Source organism: Paracoccus zhouxuedongae (assembly GCF_041927815.1).
Lineage (GTDB): Bacteria > Pseudomonadota > Alphaproteobacteria > Rhodobacterales > Rhodobacteraceae > Paracoccus.
In genome coordinates this window covers 18332-34847 of sequence record NZ_JBHFHM010000002.1, presented here as the reverse complement: position 1 = coordinate 34847, position 16516 = coordinate 18332, and the positions used below count along the sequence as shown (strand labels likewise).

Below are 16516 nucleotides of genomic sequence, written 5' to 3'. Positions count from 1 at the left end.
CACACAGAAATGTGAAAGGCGCGTCATCGCGCATCACCAAGGCGGCGCGACAGCACCGCCCGAATGACACAGACAGGAGGCACCCTTGCCCCAAATCGACCCCGTATCGACAACACCCGAATCCCGCCCGTTGCCGCCCCTGTGGCTGGCCTTGCTGCCGGTGGTCCTGACGCTGGCGCTGCTGGCGCTGCAACTGTTCTATTTCGGCGATTTCACCCCGCATATCCCGCTGATCCTGGGCCTTGCCATCACCAGCCTGCTGGGCGTCCTGCGCGGCCAGGGCTGGATGGACATCCGCGAAGGCATCTTTCACGTCATCCATGTGTCGATGCCGTCGCTGGCGGTGCTGATCGTGGTCGGCATGATCATCGGCGTCTGGATCGCTTCGGGCACGGTGCCGACGCTGATCTATTACGGGCTGACGCTGCTGAACCCGAAGATCTTCCTGGCAGCGGCGATGATCCTGTGCGCGGTCATCTCGGTCAGTCTGGGCACAAGCTGGGGCACGGTTGGCACCATCGGCATCGCGCTGATGGGGATCGGCGCGGGCTTTGGCATCCCGCCCTACTGGACGGCGGGCGCTGTGGTGTCGGGGGCGTTCTTCGGCGACAAGATTTCGCCCTTGTCGGACACCACAAACCTGGCCCCCGCGGTGACCGGCGTCACCGTGTTCGACCATATCCGCAACATGCTGCCGACCACGGTTCCGGCGATGCTGATCGCGCTGGTCGCCTATCTGGTGGCGGGCTATGCGCTGATCACCCCGGCGGAAACCTCGCTGGGCGCGATCACCCAGATCACCACCCGGCTGGCCAGCGAATACCACTTGGGCCTGGTGCCGCTGATCCCGGCGCTGGTCGTCGTCGTGCTGGCGGTGACACAAAAGCCGCCGCTGCCGTCACTGTTCGCGGGGGTGCTGATCGGCGCCCTGGTGGCGATCTTCTGGCAGGGCGCGGGCGTGCATGACGTGTTCAGCTATGCCCAGTCGGGCTACAAGATCGAGACCGGCATCGCCGATATCGACAGCCTGCTGAACAGCGGCGGCATCCAGTCGATGATGTGGACAATCTCGCTGATGCTGATCGCGCTTGGCTTTGGCGGCGCGTTGGAGCGCACCGGCTGCCTCGAATCGATCATCCAGGCGATCATAGCGCGGGTGTCCTCATTCGCGGGCGTTCAGACGGCGGCCATCGGCACCTCGTTTGCCACGAACATGGTGGCGGGCGACCCCTATATTTCGATCGCGCTGCCGGGCCGGATGTTCGCGCCGCTCTATCGCGGCATGGGCTATTCGACGCTGAACCTGTCGCGCGCGGTCGAGGAGGGCGGGACGCTGATGTCACCGCTGATCCCGTGGAACGCGGGCGGTGCCTTTGTGATCTCGGCCCTGGGCTTGGGCATCATGTCGGGCAACCTGACCAACCTGCTTTATATCCCGCTGGCCTTTGCCTGCTGGACGGCGCCGCTGATTGGCATCTTCTACGCCGTCACCGGCCTGTTCTCGCCGCGCGCCTCGGATGCCGAACGCGCGACCTGGGAAAGCTCGGGCGAGACTGTGATGGATCTGGCCGACCACGCACTGTCGGATGACACGCAGCCGCAGGCTTAAGTCTTCCTTGCCACATACGCTGGGGGTGCGGGGGCAAAGCCCCCGCCCTTTTTTGGTGCTACAGATCGAACCGCGCGATCACCGGCACATGGTCGCTGGGCTGATCCCAACCGCGCACCGGACGCAGCAGGCGCGACCCATGCGCGGCATTGGAAATGTCGGGCGTGGCCCAGATGTGGTCCAGCCTGCGCCCCTTGTCGGCGGCGTTCCAATCGGGCGACCGATAGGACCACCAGGAATAAAGCCGCCCCTCGGGGATGTCCTGACGGGTGACGTCGACCCATTTCCCCGCATCCTGCGCCTCGCCCAGATGCGCGACCTCGACCGGGGTGTGGCTGACGATCTTCAGCAATTGCTTGTGGTTCCAGACGTCATCCTCGCGCGGGGCGATGTTCAGATCGCCCACCAGGATCGACCGCTCGGGCCGGTCGGCGTGAAAGGCATCGCGCATGTCGGTCAGGAAATCCAGCTTCTGCCCGAACTTGGCATTCAGCTTGCGGTCGGGAATGTCGCCACCGGCAGGCACATAGACATTGTGGATGACCACGCCGTTTTCCAGCCGCGCGGCGACATGGCGGGCATGGCCCAGGCTGGCATAATCGCGGTCGCCATGATCGGTGATCGGCAGCCGCGACAGGATCGCCACGCCGTTATAGCCCTTTTGCCCGCGCGCAACCATGTGGTGATAGCCAAGCGCGCGGAACACATCATGCGGGATCTTCTCGACCGGGCTTTTGCATTCCTGCAAGCACAGGATGTCGGGGCTTTCCTCGCGCAGGAAGCGCTCGACCAGCGGCGCGCGCAGGCGCACCGAGTTGATATTCCAGGTGGCGATGCTGAACATGGGGTCTCCTTCGGGCGCCAAGCTAACGTCACGGCGGGGGACGGGCCAGACCAATTTACCACTATGCAAATGCGGCATTTTGATGAACATGCCCGACATCGCCACGCCGCAACGGGGGACTATGCGCATGACGTCGATGACCATTGACCAGGCCCTGGCGCAGGGCGGCATCGGGCGCTTTCAGGCGCGATTGCTGGCGATCTTCGGGCTGGTCTGGGCGGCCGACGCGATGCAGGTGATTGCGGTTGGCTTTGCCGCCGCCTCGGTCGCCGCCACCTTCGGGCTTGAGATGAAGGCCGCGCTGCAGATCGGCACGCTGTTCTTTCTGGGCATGTTCGCGGGGGCGTTCCTGTTCGGGCGGCTGGCCGACCGGATCGGGCGGCGGCGGGTGCTGCTGGCCACGGTGACGGCGGATGCGATTTTTGGCCTGGCCTCGGCCTTTGCGCCGGATTTCACGACGCTTCTGGTGCTGCGGTTCCTGACCGGGGTCGCGGTCGGCGGCACCCTGCCCGTCGATTACGCGCTGATGGCCGAGTTCCTGCCCCCGAAAAACCGTGGTCGCTGGCTGGTCTGGCTGGAGGGCTTCTGGGCCATCGGCACCATCGCCATCGCGCTGACCGCCTGGATTGCCGCCAGCCAGGGCGCGGCCGAGCCGTGGCGCTGGATCTTCGGCATCGCCGCCGCCCCCGCGCTGATCGGGCTGGTGCTGCGGTGGTGGGTGCCGGAATCCCCGATGTTCCTGGTGCGGCAAGACCGCCAGGACGAGGCCCGCGCAGTGATGAACCGGGTGCTGGGTGCCAACGGCGCGGCACCGCTGCCCGCCGATACGCGGCTGATCCCCGCCCCCACGGCTACCGGCACCGCAAGCTCGATCTTTGCGCCCGAACTGATCCGCCGCACATTGGGCATTCTGGCGGTCTGGTTTCTGGTCTCGCTGTCCTATTACGGCGTCTTCATCTGGGTGCCGGGCAAGCTCGCGACCGACGGCTTTGGCTTTGTGCGCGGCTATGGCTTTCTGGTGATCCTCGCCCTGGCGCAGGTGCCGGGCTACGCCCTGGCCGCCTATGGGGTCGAGGCCTGGGGCCGCCGCGCCACGCTGATGGGGTTCCTCTTGCTCAGCGCGGCGGGCTGCCTGTTGTTCACCATCGCCGCCAGCACCGCGCTGATCGCCGCATCGCTGATCGTGATGAGCTTTGCCCTGCTGGGCACCTGGGGCGCGCTTTACGCCTTTACGCCGGAACTTTACCCCACCGCCCTGCGCGGCACCGGCATGGGCACCGCCAGCGCGGTCGCACGGCTGGGCGGCATTCTGGCGCCGACCTTGCTGACGCTTGCCTTTGCGCGCGGCTTCGGCTTTGCCATCGGCACCTTCGCGGCGCTGCTGGTGCTGGCGGCCCTGGCGCTGCTCATGGTGCGCAGCGAGACGCGGAACGCCGCCATCGGCTGAGGGGCGCGCGCAACCCTTTGCGCGCCTGCGCCGTTCCTTCCGTGACACATCACCGAAAGGACAAGACATGGGCCATCTGGTCAACGGCGAATGGCATGACGAATGGTATGATACCGATGCCAATGACGGCGCTTTCGTGCGCGACACATCGCGTTTTCGCAACTGGGTGACGGCGGATGGCCAGCCCGGCCCGACCGGAGAGGGCGGCTTTACCCCCGACAGCGGGCGCTATCACCTCTATGTCTCGCTGGCCTGCCCCTGGGCGCATCGGACGCTGATCTATCGGCAGTTGCGCGGGCTGACCGATCATATCGGCGTCTCGGTCGTGCATCCCGACATGCTGTCGGATGGGTGGACCTTTGCCACGGATTTCCCCGGCGCGACGGGCGACCGGCTGCATGACCTGCCGTTCCTGCGCGACCTTTACCTGCGCGCCAAGCCCGATGCCTCGGGCCGGGTGACGGTGCCGGTGCTGTGGGACAGCGCCCGCGACACCATCGTGTCGAACGAAAGCGCCGACATCATCCGAATGTTCAATTCGGCCTTCGACAGCCTGACCGGCAACGACCGGGATGACTGCCCCGCCGAGTTGCAGGGCCAGATCGACGCGCTGAACGACCGCATCTATGACACGGTGAACAACGGCGTCTACAAGGCCGGTTTCGCCACCAGCCAGCAGGCCTATGACGATGCCGTCGGCCCCCTCTTTCAGTCGCTCGACTGGCTTGAGGGGATCTTGGCCGACACCCGCTATCTGACCGGCCCGCGCCTGACCGAGGCCGACTGGCGGCTGTTCACCACGCTGATCCGCTTTGATGCAGTCTATCACGGCCATTTCAAATGCAACCGCCGCCGGATCGCGGATTATCCGAACCTGTCGGGCTGGCTGCGCGAGCTGTATCAGGTGCCGGGCATCGCCCAGACGGTCGATTTCGACCACATCACCCGGCACTATTACTATAGCCACGACACGATCAATCCGCACCGGATCGTGCCGATTGGCCCGGCCCAGGATTTCACCCTGCCGCACGGTCGCGGCTAAGCCCCCCCGCCAAGAAAAAACCCCGCCGGAAACGGCGGGGTAAAGTTCAGGACGAAATGTCAGGGACATTGGGACTGTGGTCTCTTACCCTCGACCACGCGGGCTTCACGGTATGAACGCGCTTGCCCCGATCCGGTTCCCCACCGACTACACCGCCAGCCGATAGCCGCCGGATTCGGTGACCAGCAGCCGCGCCTGGCTGGGGTCCGGCTCGATCTTCTGGCGCAGGCGATAGATGTGGGTCTCCAGCGTATGCGTGGTGACACCCGCGTTATAGCCCCAGACCTCATGCAGCAGCACGTCGCGCGCCACCGGCCCGTCGCTGGCCCGATACAGGAACTTGAGGATGTTCGTTTCCTTCTCGGTCAGCCGGATCTTGCGATCCTTTTCGTCGATCAGCATCTTCATCGCCGGCTTGAACGTATAGGGTCCAAGCTGGAAAATCGCATCCTCGGATTGCTCATGGGTGCGCAGTTGCGCGCGCAGCCGGGCCAGCAGAACCGGGAACTTGAACGGCTTGGTAATATAGTCATTCGCACCGCTATCCAGACCCAGAATGGTGTCGGCATCGGTGTCGTGACCGGTCAGCATCACCACCGGGCATTTCACACCCTGCTTGCGCAGCCGCTTGCACAATTCGCGCCCGTCGGTGTCGGGCAGCCCGACATCCAGCACCACCAGATCGAACAGTTGCGATTTCGCGATCTCGACCGCCTGGGCGCCGGTTCCGGCCTGCTCCACCTCGAACTCGTCCGTGGCCAGCAATTGCTCGGCCAAGGCGTCGCGCAGGTCTTCCTCGTCATCGACCAGAAGGATACGTTTCAAAGCCGCCATGGGGGCCTCCTTTCCGTTGCGCCCAGGATCGGTCGCGGCGCGGCGGGCGACAAGCGCGAAGGGCGAAACTGAAAAATGCCTCACACGAACGTCAGCCTGGGGCGGGATTTGTTTCAATCCGTTTCAGAACGGGCTATGGCACGGGGATGAAAAACCCGCTGGACCCAAGCCCACAGGACATGCTGGCCCGCGCCCGCGCCGATCTGCGGCTGGGGCTGGCGGTGGTGGTGGATGACTGGCTGGTCGCCGCTGCCGAGACGGTGGCCCCTGCCCGGCTGGCGGCGATGCTGGCCGGCGGGCAGGCAGAGCTGGCGCTGACCGCGCGGCGGGCCGCGACGCTGAAGATCGCGGCCTATGACGGCGATCTGGTGCGCCTGGTGCTGCCCGGCGATCTGGGCGCGGCGCATCTGCGCGCCCTTGCCGATCCGTCGCGCGATCTGGACCACCCGCTGAAGGGTCCGCTGCGCGCCCAAAGGGACGGCAGCCCGATCCCCGCCCGCGCCGCCATCAGCCTGCTGAAACAGGCCGAACTGCTGCCCGCCGCGATCCTTTGTCCTGCCACGGGCAGCCCCGCCAACCTGACGCACCTTGACGCCGCCATGGCGCTGAACGACGCGCCCGCTGCCTTTTCCCCGGTTGCCGCCGCCAGCCTGCCCACTGCCTTGGCCGGTCGCGGACGGCTGCACGTGTTCCGCGCCACCGGTGGCAGCGCCGATCACTATGCCTTTGAAATCGGCCAGCCCGCCCGCGACCGCCCGGTGCTGGCGCGGCTGCATTCGGCCTGTTTCACCGGCGATGTGCTGGGCAGCCGCAAATGCGACTGCGGCCCCCAGCTTCACGCCGCATTGGCGCAGATGGGTGCGGCGGGTGGCGGCGTGCTGCTTTATCTCAACCAGGAAGGCCGCGGCATTGGCCTGGCCAACAAGATGCGCGCCTATGCCCTGCAAGATCAGGGCTTCGATACGGTCGAGGCCAATCATCGCCTTGGGTTCGAGGATGACGAGCGTGATTTCCGCATCGGTGCGGGCCTGTTGAAAACGCTGGGCTTTTCGCAGATCCGGCTGCTGACCAACAACCCGCGCAAGCTCGACATGCTGGCCAGCCACGGGCTGACCGTCACCGACCGGGTGCCGCTGCGGGTGGGCGAAACCCCCGAAAACCGCGCCTATCTGGCGACCAAGGCCGCGAAATCCGGCCATCTGATGACCGACTGATGCCTTCTTCTGTTCCGAAATACTCTGGGGGTCCGGGGGCAAAGCCCCCGGCGCTGCACCACGACATGATCCTGACCCCCAAGGGCCTGCGCGCCGGTTGCCGCCTGATCCCGGTCAGCCTGGGTCGCAGCGGCGTGACCCTGACCAAGGCCGAGGGCGACGGTGCCACCCCTGCCGCGACTCTGACGATCCTTGGCCTGCGCTATCGCCCCGACCGCCTGCCCGCCGCGCGCTTTGCCCATCTGCCGCGCGATTTCGCCCGGCCGATCCTGCCCGGCGATCTGTGGTGCGACGATCCCGGCCACCCGGCCTATAACCACCCCGCCCGCGCCCCCTTCGCCCCCAGCCATGAGGCGCTGCGGCGTGCCGATCCCCTTTATGCCCTGTTCTGGATCACCGGCTGGAATTACCCCGATGCCACGCCCGGCGCGGGCTCGGCGATCTTCGTGCACGTCTGGCGACGGCGCGGCTGGCCCACGGCAGGCTGCATCGCCATGGCCTTGCCCGACCTCATGTGGCTGACCGACCGGCTGCGGCCCGGCGCGCGGCTGATCGTGCCGACGGCGCTTGCGCAAACAAAAACGCGCCGGAAAACCGGCGCGTCTGGCAAGGTCTAGGATCAAGCGACCTTACTTGATCTTGCCTTCCTTGTATTCGACATGCTTGCGCACGACCGGATCGTATTTGTTCACGGTCATCTTTTCGGTCATGGTGCGCGCGTTCTTCTTGGTCACATAGAAATGACCCGTCCCGGCGGTCGAGTTCAGCCGGATCTTGATGGTGGTCGGCTTGGCCATCGTCTCTCTCCTTCGGACAGGCCAAAACCCGCCAAGGGCGGCCCGCAAAATCTTGAAGCCCGCTATTTACCCGCGCCGGGACCAGAGTCAACCGCCCTTTTGCCCCGAAAGTCGATTTTCCCCGTCCGCCGGGCCTTCTGCCACGCCCCCGGCGTTACGCCCGTCGCCGCGCGAAAGGCGCGGGTCATGTGGCTTTGGCTGGACCAGCCCCCGGCCGCCGCGACCGCAGCCAGCCCCTGCCCCGCCGAAAGGCGCGCCTGCGCCGCCTCGATCCGGCGGGCTTCGTGCCAGCGATGGGGGCTGGTGCCGAAGCGGGCGCGGAACATGCGGTGCAGGTGGAACTCGGACAGGGCGGCGACCTCGGCCAGTTCGGACAGCCCCACCGGCCGGTCGACATGGGCGCGCAGATAGTCGGTCAAACGCCGCGCGATACCCGGTGCCAGCCCGCCCTGCGCGCGCGCCGCACGGCCAGACAGCCGCGCGACCGCGGCCAGCACCTCGGCCAGGGCGGCATCGCGCGCCATCAGCCCCTCGGCCGCCAGCAGCGCCTGCATCGCGCCGCGCAGCCCGGTATCGTCGACAAAGCTGAGGTCCGGCAGCGCCAGGCTGCGCGGGTCGCAATCCAGCACCTCGGCGGCAAAGCGCGCCACGGCCTCATCGGGCAGATAGAGATGCGCGAAGTGGAAAGGCGCGTCGATCTCCCAATCGGAATAGCTGCCCTGCGGGATCAGGCAGATCGCGCCGGGCCAACCCGCGCCATCGACGCCGCGCCGACGGCTGCCCGCGCCGCCGTCCAGATACAGTGACACGGTATGCAGCGGCGGCGCCTCGTAATGCACGCGGTCGCAGTCGTTCGCCCAACGCGCCAGAATCCGCCCCGCGCCCAGATCGGTACGGTCGGTGAGGCGGGCCTTGGCGCGGCTCAGGCTGTCGAAAACGGTCTCGCTCATCGCGGCGGACTATGGCGCGCCGCCCGCACGCCGAACAGGGCCGCCAAGCGCCATCCCGCGAAAAACCGCAAGATCGTGCAAAACAGCCCCCGTCCCGCAGGCTAGACAGCGGGCAAGGAGACCGCCATGAACCTGACCCTGTTCGCCGCCACCGTCCTGATCTGGGGCACCACCTGGATCGCCATCGCCATGCAGATCGGGCCGGTGCCGGTACCGGTCTCGGTGTTCTACCGCTTTGCCCTGGCGGCGGCGATCCTGATCCCGGCACTGGCGCTGACGGGACGGCTGCCCGCCATCCCGCGCGGCCAGCGGCGCTGGATTCTGGCACAGGCCGCCTGCCTGTTTTCGTTGAACTTCCTGTGCTTTTACACGGCGACGGCCAGCATCCCGTCGGGGCTGGTGTCGGTGATCTTTTCACTGGCGACAGTCTATAACGCGATCAACGCGCGGATCTTTTTCGGTGACCGGATCACGGCGCGGGTGCTGATCGCAGGGGTGATGGGCTTTGCGGGGCTGGCGTTGATGTTCAAGGCCGAGCTGGCCGATCACCCGATGGGGGCGCAGGCGCTGCGCGGCATTGCCCTTGCGGCGCTTGGCACGTTGTTCTTTTCCTTCGGAAACATGATTTCGCGGCGCAATTCGGCGGCCGGGATCGCACCGCTGACAGCGAACGCCTGGGGCATGGGCATGGGGGCGCTGATCCTGGCCGGGGTCATTGCGGCCACCGGCATGCCGATCGTCGCCCCGCCCGATGCGCGCTATTGGGGCGCGCTGATCTATCTGTCGGTGGTCGGGTCGATCATCGGCTTTACCACCTATCTGATGATGGTGGCGCGAATGGGCACGGCCAAGGCGGCCTATGCGACGGTGATGTTCCCGGTGATCGCGCTGATCCTGTCGTCGCTGTTCGAGGGCTACCGCTGGCAGCCGCTGTCCATCGCCGGGCTGGGGCTGGCATTGGCGGGCAACCTTGTGCTGTTTGCCCGCCCCCGCCGTTAGCAATCAGGCGCGCTTGACGCCGGCCTCATCGTGCAGCTCGGCGACCTGCGTATCCTCCAGCCCCAGGACCGAGGCCAGGTTCTTCAGAAACGCCCGCTCGCCTTCGCTGTCGGCCTTGGTCACCATCAGCGCGGCGGTATAGACCTGCGCGCGCGCGCCCTCACCAGCCTCTTTCGCCAGGTCGGCCAGATCGACATCGCCCGCCAGGGTTTCCTCGACAAAGGCGATCTCCTCCTCGCTGGCATCGCCCAGCTTGGACATGATCTCTTCGCGCTCTTCGGCGCTGATCTCTCCATCGGCCTTGGCGGCGGCGATCATGGCGCGGATCATCAGGCGGGCGTTATCCTCGGTGACATTGCCCATGCCTGCGGCCTCGGCCACGCGGCCAAAGATGTCGGACATGCTGGACATGCCGGTCTGGGCGGCGGCGGTCGCGGTGGCGATCAGGCTGCCAAGGCCGGCTTCGGTGGCTTCAGTCGCCTGGGCGGCGGATTTGCCAAAGCTGTCGGCCATGCCGCGCACCTGCGCGCTGTCGACCGGCAGGCCCAGTTTTTCGGCCTGCTTGGCCAGTTGGTCGGCCACGCCGCCTTCGGCACCGGCATTGCGCAGGCCGTCCTTGACGGCATCCATACCGCCAGCCTTTCGGATGCGATCAACACCGCGCGCGGCGGCAAAGCCCAGGCCAAGGGCGATCAGGGTGCGGGCAAAGCTCATCTGTCATCTCCAACTGGTCGAAAACTGTCACGGGCCGAACGCCGGGCGACAGGCGATAGTTCCACCCTGACGTGACGCGCGCGTGACCATCAGGGGAAAGTTGGCGGGGAAATTGCGCGGAGGGCCTGTAAGCCGGGTTCTGTCCGGGGGCGTGAAGCCCCGTGGATGACCATTCCTCTGGCCCGGCCGTTACCGGACGGGTCTAGCTGCCAACCCGGGCCCCTGGGTCGAAGCATCCTGCGCGGTGGTTTCGTTTCCGACCTGACCGCGCGCGGGGCCCCTATTTGGCATTGCTTCCGGTGGGGCTTGCCGTGCCGGTCCGGTTACCCGTCCCGCGGTGGGCTTTTACCCCACCGTTTCACCCTTACCCGCGCGGACGCGGGCGGTCTGTTCTCTGTGGCGCTTTCCCTGGGGTTGCCCCCGCCGGGCGTTACCCGGCACCGTTGCTTCATGAAGCCCGGACTTTCCTCGAGGGTTGCCCCCCGCGGTCATCCAGCCCTCCGCGCGGTGCCGATATGGCCGCCCCGCGGCGCCCCGTCAAGCGGCGTAACGCGACAGCGACAGATCGTCGGTCCGGATTGCCGGGGTCTGGCCCGCGATCAGATCGGCCAGCACCCGACCCGAACCGGCGGCCATCGTCCAGCCCAAGGTGCCGTGGCCGGTGTTCAGGAACAGGTTGCCCAGCCGGGTCGGGCCGACCAGCGGCGTGCCATCGGGCGTCATCGGCCGCAGCCCGGTCCAGAAAGTCGCGCGGGCCTGATCGCCCGCGCCGGGGAACAGATCCTCGACCGAATGCACCAGGGCGCCACGCCGGCGTTCGTGCAGGGTCAGGTCATAGCCCGCGACCTCGGCCATACCGCCGACGCGGATGCGGTCGCCCAGACGGGTGATGGCGATCTTGTGGGTTTCATCCATGATCGTCGATTGCGGGGCGCGGGTGTCGTCGGTGATGGGCAGGGTGATCGAATAGCCCTTGACCGGATAGACCGGCAGCCGCAGCCCCAGCGGCCGCGCCAGCACGGGCGAGTGGCTGCCAAGCGCCAGCACATAGGCATCGCCGCGGATCAGCCCCTGGTCGGTGCGGATGCCGGTCACGCGGGCGCCGTCGGTTTCGATCGACTGGACGGTCACGCCGTGGCGGAACTCGACCCCCGCCTGCGCGGCAAGCGTCGCAAGCGACTGGGTGAAGATGAAGCAATCGCCGGTTTCGTCATTGGGCAGCCGCAGCCCGCCCGCGATCTTGTCGCGCGCGTCCGAAAGGCCCGGCTCGGCGGCGATGCAGCCGTCGCGGTCCAGCACCTCATAGGGCACGCCCCCGTCGCGCAGGACGGCGATGTCCTTGGCCGCCGCATCCACCTGTTTCTGGCTGCGAAACAGTTGCAAGGTGCCTTGCTGGCGGTCGTCAAAGCGGATGCCGGTCGCGGCGCGCAACTCGGTCAGGCAGTCGCGCGAATATTCGGCCAGCCGTACCATCCGGGCCTTGTTCACGGCATAGGCGCGGGCGTTGCAGTTGGCCAGCATCTGCGCCATCCAGCGGACCTTGGCCGGATCGGGGCGCGGCCCCAGGATCAGGGGCGGATGCGTCATCATCAGCCATTTGATCGCCTTGACCGGAACCCCTGGCCCGGCCCAGGGCGCGGAATAGCCCGGGCTGATCTCACCGGCATTGGCGAATGAGGTTTCCAGCCCCGCCTCGGGCTGACGGTCGATCACCGTCACCTGATGGCCGTCTTGCGCCAGATACCAGGCGGTCGTGACACCGATCACGCCCGCCCCCAGAACCACAACCTGCATCGTCATCCCCCTGCGGTCATCCCTGCGGTGCAGGATAGCGCGCCCACGGGGGATTGGGCGGCGATTTTGGTGGCGGATTGGGGTGATGGCGCAGGATTATCGCGTGATGATCGGATTTGGCGCGATTTTTACGCGCCAGATGGGATGGCGACGCGCGGGGCATGATTCGGGCAACAGGGGGGTGCCCCCTCAGACACTTTGCGCCTTCACCCCCGGGATATTTCGGCCAAGAAGAAGGGGCTGGCCGGATCGGTCAGGCAATCGCGCAGATTGTCGGCCAGATGCGGGATCGCGCGCGGGTGGGTCAGGAAGGTCGGGATCGGCATCGCCTGCCAGCCCTGCCCCTCATCGCCAAAGCGGATCGCGGCGATCTGGTCGGCGGTGACGGCGGCGGCAAAGAAATGCGCGGGGCGGCGGCGGGGCGCGCGCGGGGGGTAGATACGGTGCCAGGTGACCGTCGCGGGGTCGAGGGTCAGGCCGTATTCTTCCTGCGTCTCGCGCAGGGCGCAGGCCAGCGGCGTTTCGTCGCCCTCGCGCCCGCCGCCGGGCAGATCCCATTGGCCGGGAAACTGGATCGTCGGGATGTCGTCGCGCAGATGGGTCAGCACATGGCCGGCGTGGATCAGCGCGATCTTGGCGCCGCAAAAGGGCGGCCAGTCGGTCATCGCAGCGTCCAGGGCCGATGGCGCAAGGCCCAGGCGGCGCGGCGGTCGCCATGGGAATAGCCAAGCGCGGTCAGGCGGTCGTCGTCGACCTCGGCCGCATCCCACAAAGCCAGCCCCTGCCGGGCCAACCGCTGCCAGTCAAAGCGCGGGCCGGGGTCGATCTTGCGGCCCGGTGCCATGTCGGAATGGCCGATCACGCCCTCGGGGCCGATGGACCAGCGGGCCATGAGCCGGCCCAGCAGGATTTCAAGCGCCGCCATCTGTGGTTCGGGAAACGGGCGGTCGCCGGGATTGGCCAGTTCGATACCGATGGAGCGCGAGTTCACATCATCCCGGCCCTGCCATGATCCGGCCCCCGCGTGCCATGCGCGGCGGGATTCGTCGACCAGTTGTTCGGCCGTGCCATCCTCGGCGATGATCCAATGGGCGCTGACCTCGGCTGTGGGATCACAAAGCCGCTCGCGCGCCTCGGCGCAGGTGGCCATGCCGGTGTAATGGATGACGATCAGATCGGGGCGCGCGCCGCCACGGCGTTCGCCGTGGTTGGGGGAGGGAAGGGTCATTCCGCGCCCGCCCGCAGGATCATCAAAGGCCCGCGTCGGGGCGATAGGCGCAGGCGTAACCATCGCCATCCGGGTCCAGCCCGCCATGATCGACCTGCGGCCCACCGGCGCGCAGGAAGGCATCCTGCGCCGCCTTGGCGCTGTAAAAGTTGGCGCAGGCGCGGGCGTGGGCTTCGGCGCTGACCGGCTGGCGCGGCCAGGGGCCGGTGGCGCGCACCGGGGTGGCGGGCGTCACGACGACCGCGACCTGCGCCGCCGGGGCCGCCTGCCCCGCCGCGATCTGCGCGGGCGTCGGGGCCTTGACCGGCAGCGCCACCGGCACGGTGCCCGGCTTCGCGCCGGTGCCGACCAAAGTCGCCTCACGCTGGACGCGATAGGCCTGATAGCCCGGCGTCGTCCAGTCCGAGGCGCAGCCCGCCACCAGCGCCATCACCAAGCTCAGACCGATCACCCGCATCGCGCGCCCCTTTTTGACGGTTTGAATCAGACTACCACCAGCGCGCGGGCTTGGCCACAAATCCGGCGGCCCGTTCCAGCACAAGCGCCTGGTTCAGGATGTCGCCCTCGGCCCAGGGGCGACCGATCAGTTGCAGCCCCATCGGCAGGCCCTGCGCATCGGTGCCGACCGGCACCGCGATGCCCGGCAGACCGGCCAGGTTCACCGTCACCGTGAACACGTCGTTCAGATACATCTCGATCGGGTCGGCACTGGCCATTTCCCCCAGACCGAAGGCCGCCGAGGGCGTCGCGGGCGTCAGGATCGAATCGACGCCATCAGCAAATGCCTGGTCGAAGTCGCGCTTGATCAGGGCGCGGACCTTGCGGGCGCGGTTGTAATAGGCGTCATAAAAGCCCGCCGACAGCACATAGGTGCCGATCATCACCCGGCGCTGGACCTCATGCCCGAAACCCTCGGCGCGGGTCTTTTCATACATGTCGGTGATGCCGTCGCCCGCCGCCAGCTTGGCACGGTGGCCATAGCGCACGCCGTCATAACGCGCGAGGTTCGACGACGCCTCGGCCGGCGCGATGACGTAATAGGCCGGCAGCGCGTATTTGGTATGCGGCAGGCTGATGTCGACGATCTTCGCACCGGCGTCGCGCAGCATCTCGATCCCTTGCTGCCACAGCGCATCCACCTGATCCGACAGACCATCCAGCCGGTATTCGCGCGGAATGCCGATGGTCTGGCCGCGAATGTCGCCGCTCAGCGCGGCCTCGAAATCGGGCACGGCGATATCGGCGCTGGTCGAATCCTTGGGGTCATGGCTGCACATCGCGCCCAGCATGATTGCCGCGTCGCGCACGTCCTTGGTCATCGGCCCGGCCTGATCCAGCGAGCTGGCAAAGGCCACCGTCCCCCAGCGCGAGCAGCGCCCATAGGTCGGCTTGATGCCGGTGATCCCGGTGAAGGCCGCAGGCTGACGGATGGATCCGCCGGTATCGGTGCCGGTCGCGCCAAGGCACAGATCGGCCGCCACCGCCGCCGCCGAGCCGCCCGAAGACCCGCCGGGCGTCAGCTTGCGGTCATCGACCTTCCACGGGTTGACCGCAGGCCCATAGCACGAGGTTTCATTGCTGGAACCCATGGCAAATTCGTCCATGTTCAGCTTGCCCAGCATGACCGCGCCCGCGTCCCACAGGTTCTGGGTCACGGTCGATTCATATTCCGGCTTGAAGCCCTTCAGGATGTTCGACGCGGCCTGGCTGGCCACGCCCTTGGTGCAAAACAGATCCTTGATGCCGACCGGAATGCCGCACATCGCGGGCGCATCGCCCGCCTTGATGCGCGCATCGGCGGCGCGGGCCTGATCGCGGGCGATGTCGGGCGTCATATGCACAAAGGCATTCAGCGCCCCCGCGCCGTCGATCGCGGTCAGGCAGGCTTCGGTCAGGTCAAGCGACGTGACGTCGCCGCGGCGCAGGGCGTCGCGGGCCTGGGCGATGGTCCACTGGTTCAGATTGCTCATTCCACCACCTTCGGCACGGCAAAGAAGCCCTCGCGCGCGTCGGGGGCGTTTTTCAGGATCTGCGCGGGCATGTTGCCATCGGTCACCACATCCTCGCGCCGCTTCAGCCGCATGGGCGTGACCGAGGTCATCGGCTCGATCCCGTCCACATCGACTTCGTTCAGCTGCTCCATGAAGGCCAGCACGGCGTTCAGTTCCTGCGCCAAGGCGGGCAGCGCCTCGGGGGTCACCGCAATGCGCGCCAGATGGGCAACCTTGCGGGCTTCGTCTTGGGTGATCGACATGGGTGATCCTTTCGCTTGGGGCCGGTTTAGCCGCCCGCCCCAAGGCGCGCAAGCGGGCCTACCGCTGGCGCAGCAACTGCCGCAGCGCGCCGTGCAGCGTCTGCACATCGGCGCGGGTCAGCGGCATCCGCGCCCAGAAGGCCCGCAGGTTCTGGCGCATCACCGCAGCCTTGCCGGGTGGAAAGAAGAACCCGGCCTGATCCAGCCGTTCTTCATAGTGATCTGCCAGGCGGTCGACCTCGATCCGGGTGGCCAGCTCGGTGACGTCGCCGCGCAGGGTGATCGGTTCGGCGGCAATCGTCTGGCGGCCCCATTCATAGGCCATCAGCAGCACCGCCTGACCCAGGTTCAGGCTGGCGAAGGCGGGATTGACCGGGACCGAGACGATGGCACTGGCCAGCGCCAGATCGGTGTTTTCCAGGCCCGCGCGTTCGGGACCAAAGACAAAGCCGACCTTGGCGCCGCCCGCGATCAGGCGGCGGGCCTCGGCCACGGCGGCCTCGGGGGTGTAGACGGGCTTGGTCAGCTCGCGCGGGCGGGCGGTGGTGGCAAAGACCATCTGACAATCGCCGATCGCACTGGCCATGTCGGGAAACACCCCGGCCGGGTCCAGCACCCGGCTGGCCGCACCCGAGGCGTTGGCGATCGCCGCCGGATTGGGCCAGCCATCGCGCGGCGCGATCAGGCGCAGCCGATCCAGGCCAAAGTTCAGCATGGCGCGGGCGGCGGCGCCGATATTCTCGCCCATCTGCGGGCGGGTCAGGATGAAGACAGGCTGTTCCATCCCTGC

At 67.2% G+C, this 16516-nt stretch carries 18 protein-coding genes and 1 other RNA gene; 6 read left to right on the top strand and 13 right to left on the bottom strand.

Translation table 11 applies throughout. The features are described 5' to 3' along the window. The first annotated feature begins 85 nt into the window (after nt 1-85). Nucleotides 86-1609, top strand: a complete 1524-nt coding sequence (nhaC, locus tag ACEYYA_RS03130; protein WP_374797491.1) for a Na+/H+ antiporter NhaC — start codon at nt 86-88, stop codon at nt 1607-1609. A gap of 58 nt (nt 1610-1667) precedes the next feature. Here nhaC and ACEYYA_RS03125 read toward each other — a convergent pair whose 3' ends face one another. After that, complete coding sequence (locus ACEYYA_RS03125; protein ID WP_374797489.1) at nt 1668-2453, bottom strand: exodeoxyribonuclease III; 786 nt, start codon at nt 2451-2453, stop codon at nt 1668-1670. Between the two features lie 136 nt (nt 2454-2589). On the opposite strand from ACEYYA_RS03125, the gene ACEYYA_RS03120 reads away from it, so the two are divergent. After that, nucleotides 2590-3900, top strand: coding sequence for an MFS transporter (locus ACEYYA_RS03120; protein WP_374797487.1), 1311 nt, complete (start codon nt 2590-2592; stop codon nt 3898-3900). A 67-nt stretch (nt 3901-3967) separates the two neighbouring features. After that, nucleotides 3968-4942 carry a glutathione S-transferase family protein gene (locus ACEYYA_RS03115; protein WP_374797485.1) on the top strand — a complete coding sequence of 325 codons (975 nt, stop codon included), beginning with the start codon at nt 3968-3970 and terminating at the stop codon, nt 4940-4942. A 147-nt stretch (nt 4943-5089) separates the two neighbouring features. Here the strand turns inward: ACEYYA_RS03115 and ACEYYA_RS03110 are convergent, their stop codons facing one another. Then, a complete protein-coding gene (locus ACEYYA_RS03110; RefSeq protein ID WP_374797483.1) occupies nt 5090-5776 on the bottom strand; it encodes a response regulator transcription factor in 687 nt (228 codons plus the stop codon). Nucleotides 5777-5922: 146 nt separating this feature from the next. Here ACEYYA_RS03110 and ribA point away from each other — a divergent pair, with 146 nt between their 5' ends. Both ribA and ACEYYA_RS03100 read left to right on the top strand, forming a co-directional pair. Next, nucleotides 5923-6990, top strand: a complete 1068-nt coding sequence (gene ribA / locus ACEYYA_RS03105; RefSeq protein ID WP_374797481.1) for a GTP cyclohydrolase II — start codon at nt 5923-5925, stop codon at nt 6988-6990. Next, nucleotides 6990-7607 carry a L,D-transpeptidase family protein gene (locus ACEYYA_RS03100; RefSeq protein WP_374797479.1) on the top strand — a complete coding sequence of 206 codons (618 nt, stop codon included), beginning with the start codon at nt 6990-6992 and terminating at the stop codon, nt 7605-7607. The genes ribA and ACEYYA_RS03100 overlap by 1 nt, the downstream gene beginning before the upstream one ends. Before the next feature lie 12 nt (nt 7608-7619). Here the strand turns inward: ACEYYA_RS03100 and rpmG are convergent, their stop codons facing one another. Together rpmG and ACEYYA_RS03090 are read right to left on the bottom strand one after the other, a co-directional pair. Further along, complete coding sequence (rpmG, locus tag ACEYYA_RS03095) at nt 7620-7787, bottom strand: 50S ribosomal protein L33 (protein ID WP_011750518.1); 168 nt, start codon at nt 7785-7787, stop codon at nt 7620-7622. Between the two features lie 62 nt (nt 7788-7849). Further along, a complete protein-coding gene (locus tag ACEYYA_RS03090) occupies nt 7850-8737 on the bottom strand; it encodes an AraC family transcriptional regulator (RefSeq protein ID WP_374797474.1) in 888 nt (295 codons plus the stop codon). 126 nt (nt 8738-8863) lie between these two features. Between ACEYYA_RS03090 and ACEYYA_RS03085 the strand changes: the two genes are divergently transcribed. Then, nucleotides 8864-9736, top strand: coding sequence for a DMT family transporter (locus ACEYYA_RS03085; RefSeq protein ID WP_374797472.1), 873 nt, complete (start codon nt 8864-8866; stop codon nt 9734-9736). Nucleotides 9737-9739: 3 nt separating this feature from the next. Here the strand turns inward: ACEYYA_RS03085 and ACEYYA_RS03080 are convergent, their stop codons facing one another. The 9 genes from ACEYYA_RS03080 to ACEYYA_RS03040 all read right to left on the bottom strand — a co-directional run bounded on the left by ACEYYA_RS03080 (nt 9740) and on the right by ACEYYA_RS03040 (nt 16510). Next, on the bottom strand, nt 9740-10450 hold the full coding sequence (locus tag ACEYYA_RS03080; RefSeq protein ID WP_374797470.1) for a DUF533 domain-containing protein: 711 nt from the start codon (nt 10448-10450) through the stop codon (nt 9740-9742). Between the two features lie 112 nt (nt 10451-10562). Then, nucleotides 10563-10954: RNase P RNA component class A (gene rnpB / locus ACEYYA_RS03075), an RNA gene on the bottom strand. Nucleotides 10955-10987: 33 nt separating this feature from the next. Beyond that, entirely contained in the window at nt 10988-12244 is a 1257-nt protein-coding gene (locus ACEYYA_RS03070) for a D-amino acid dehydrogenase (RefSeq protein WP_374797468.1), read from the bottom strand. 206 nt (nt 12245-12450) lie between these two features. Then, nucleotides 12451-12909, bottom strand: coding sequence for an NUDIX hydrolase (locus ACEYYA_RS03065; protein ID WP_374797466.1), 459 nt, complete (start codon nt 12907-12909; stop codon nt 12451-12453). Further along, entirely contained in the window at nt 12906-13472 is a 567-nt protein-coding gene (locus tag ACEYYA_RS03060; protein ID WP_374797464.1) for an N-acetylmuramoyl-L-alanine amidase, read from the bottom strand. Before ACEYYA_RS03060 ends, ACEYYA_RS03065 begins: the two co-directional genes overlap by 4 nt. A gap of 22 nt (nt 13473-13494) precedes the next feature. Further along, a complete protein-coding gene (locus tag ACEYYA_RS03055; protein ID WP_374797462.1) occupies nt 13495-13929 on the bottom strand; it encodes a hypothetical protein in 435 nt (144 codons plus the stop codon). 31 nt (nt 13930-13960) lie between these two features. Then, complete coding sequence (gatA, locus tag ACEYYA_RS03050) at nt 13961-15442, bottom strand: Asp-tRNA(Asn)/Glu-tRNA(Gln) amidotransferase subunit GatA (protein ID WP_374797460.1); 1482 nt, start codon at nt 15440-15442, stop codon at nt 13961-13963. Next, nucleotides 15439-15726 carry an Asp-tRNA(Asn)/Glu-tRNA(Gln) amidotransferase subunit GatC gene (gene gatC, locus ACEYYA_RS03045; RefSeq protein WP_374797458.1) on the bottom strand — a complete coding sequence of 96 codons (288 nt, stop codon included), beginning with the start codon at nt 15724-15726 and terminating at the stop codon, nt 15439-15441. The genes gatA and gatC overlap by 4 nt, the downstream gene beginning before the upstream one ends. 58 nt (nt 15727-15784) lie before the next feature. Continuing rightward, nucleotides 15785-16510 (bottom strand): RNA methyltransferase, encoded by a 726-nt coding sequence (locus tag ACEYYA_RS03040; protein WP_374797456.1) that lies wholly within the window; start codon nt 16508-16510, stop codon nt 15785-15787. Nucleotides 16511-16516 lie beyond the last annotated feature (6 nt).

What these genes read in the sequence shown, in the direction of transcription:
- ACEYYA_RS03040 (WP_374797456.1), bottom strand. Translation starts at nt 16,510, where the DNA reads ATGGAACAGCCTGTCTTCATCCTGACCCGCCCGCAGATGGGCGAGAAT.
- ACEYYA_RS03070 (WP_374797468.1), bottom strand. Translation starts at nt 12,244, where the DNA reads ATGCAGGTTGTGGTTCTGGGGGCGGGCGTGATCGGTGTCACGACCGCC.
- ACEYYA_RS03065 (WP_374797466.1), bottom strand. Translation starts at nt 12,909, where the DNA reads ATGACCGACTGGCCGCCCTTTTGCGGCGCCAAGATCGCGCTGATCCAC.
- rpmG (WP_011750518.1), bottom strand. Translation starts at nt 7,787, where the DNA reads ATGGCCAAGCCGACCACCATCAAGATCCGGCTGAACTCGACCGCCGGG.
- ACEYYA_RS03055 (WP_374797462.1), bottom strand. Translation starts at nt 13,929, where the DNA reads ATGCGGGTGATCGGTCTGAGCTTGGTGATGGCGCTGGTGGCGGGCTGC.
- ACEYYA_RS03110 (WP_374797483.1), bottom strand. Translation starts at nt 5,776, where the DNA reads ATGGCGGCTTTGAAACGTATCCTTCTGGTCGATGACGAGGAAGACCTG.
- gatA (WP_374797460.1), bottom strand. Translation starts at nt 15,442, where the DNA reads ATGAGCAATCTGAACCAGTGGACCATCGCCCAGGCCCGCGACGCCCTG.
- ACEYYA_RS03090 (WP_374797474.1), bottom strand. Translation starts at nt 8,737, where the DNA reads ATGAGCGAGACCGTTTTCGACAGCCTGAGCCGCGCCAAGGCCCGCCTC.
- ACEYYA_RS03100 (WP_374797479.1), top strand. Translation starts at nt 6,990, where the DNA reads ATGCCTTCTTCTGTTCCGAAATACTCTGGGGGTCCGGGGGCAAAGCCC.
- ribA (WP_374797481.1), top strand. Translation starts at nt 5,923, where the DNA reads ATGAAAAACCCGCTGGACCCAAGCCCACAGGACATGCTGGCCCGCGCC.
- gatC (WP_374797458.1), bottom strand. Translation starts at nt 15,726, where the DNA reads ATGTCGATCACCCAAGACGAAGCCCGCAAGGTTGCCCATCTGGCGCGC.
- ACEYYA_RS03120 (WP_374797487.1), top strand. Translation starts at nt 2,590, where the DNA reads ATGACCATTGACCAGGCCCTGGCGCAGGGCGGCATCGGGCGCTTTCAG.
- ACEYYA_RS03115 (WP_374797485.1), top strand. Translation starts at nt 3,968, where the DNA reads ATGGGCCATCTGGTCAACGGCGAATGGCATGACGAATGGTATGATACC.
- ACEYYA_RS03125 (WP_374797489.1), bottom strand. Translation starts at nt 2,453, where the DNA reads ATGTTCAGCATCGCCACCTGGAATATCAACTCGGTGCGCCTGCGCGCG.
- ACEYYA_RS03085 (WP_374797472.1), top strand. Translation starts at nt 8,864, where the DNA reads ATGAACCTGACCCTGTTCGCCGCCACCGTCCTGATCTGGGGCACCACC.
- ACEYYA_RS03060 (WP_374797464.1), bottom strand. Translation starts at nt 13,472, where the DNA reads ATGACCCTTCCCTCCCCCAACCACGGCGAACGCCGTGGCGGCGCGCGC.
- ACEYYA_RS03080 (WP_374797470.1), bottom strand. Translation starts at nt 10,450, where the DNA reads ATGAGCTTTGCCCGCACCCTGATCGCCCTTGGCCTGGGCTTTGCCGCC.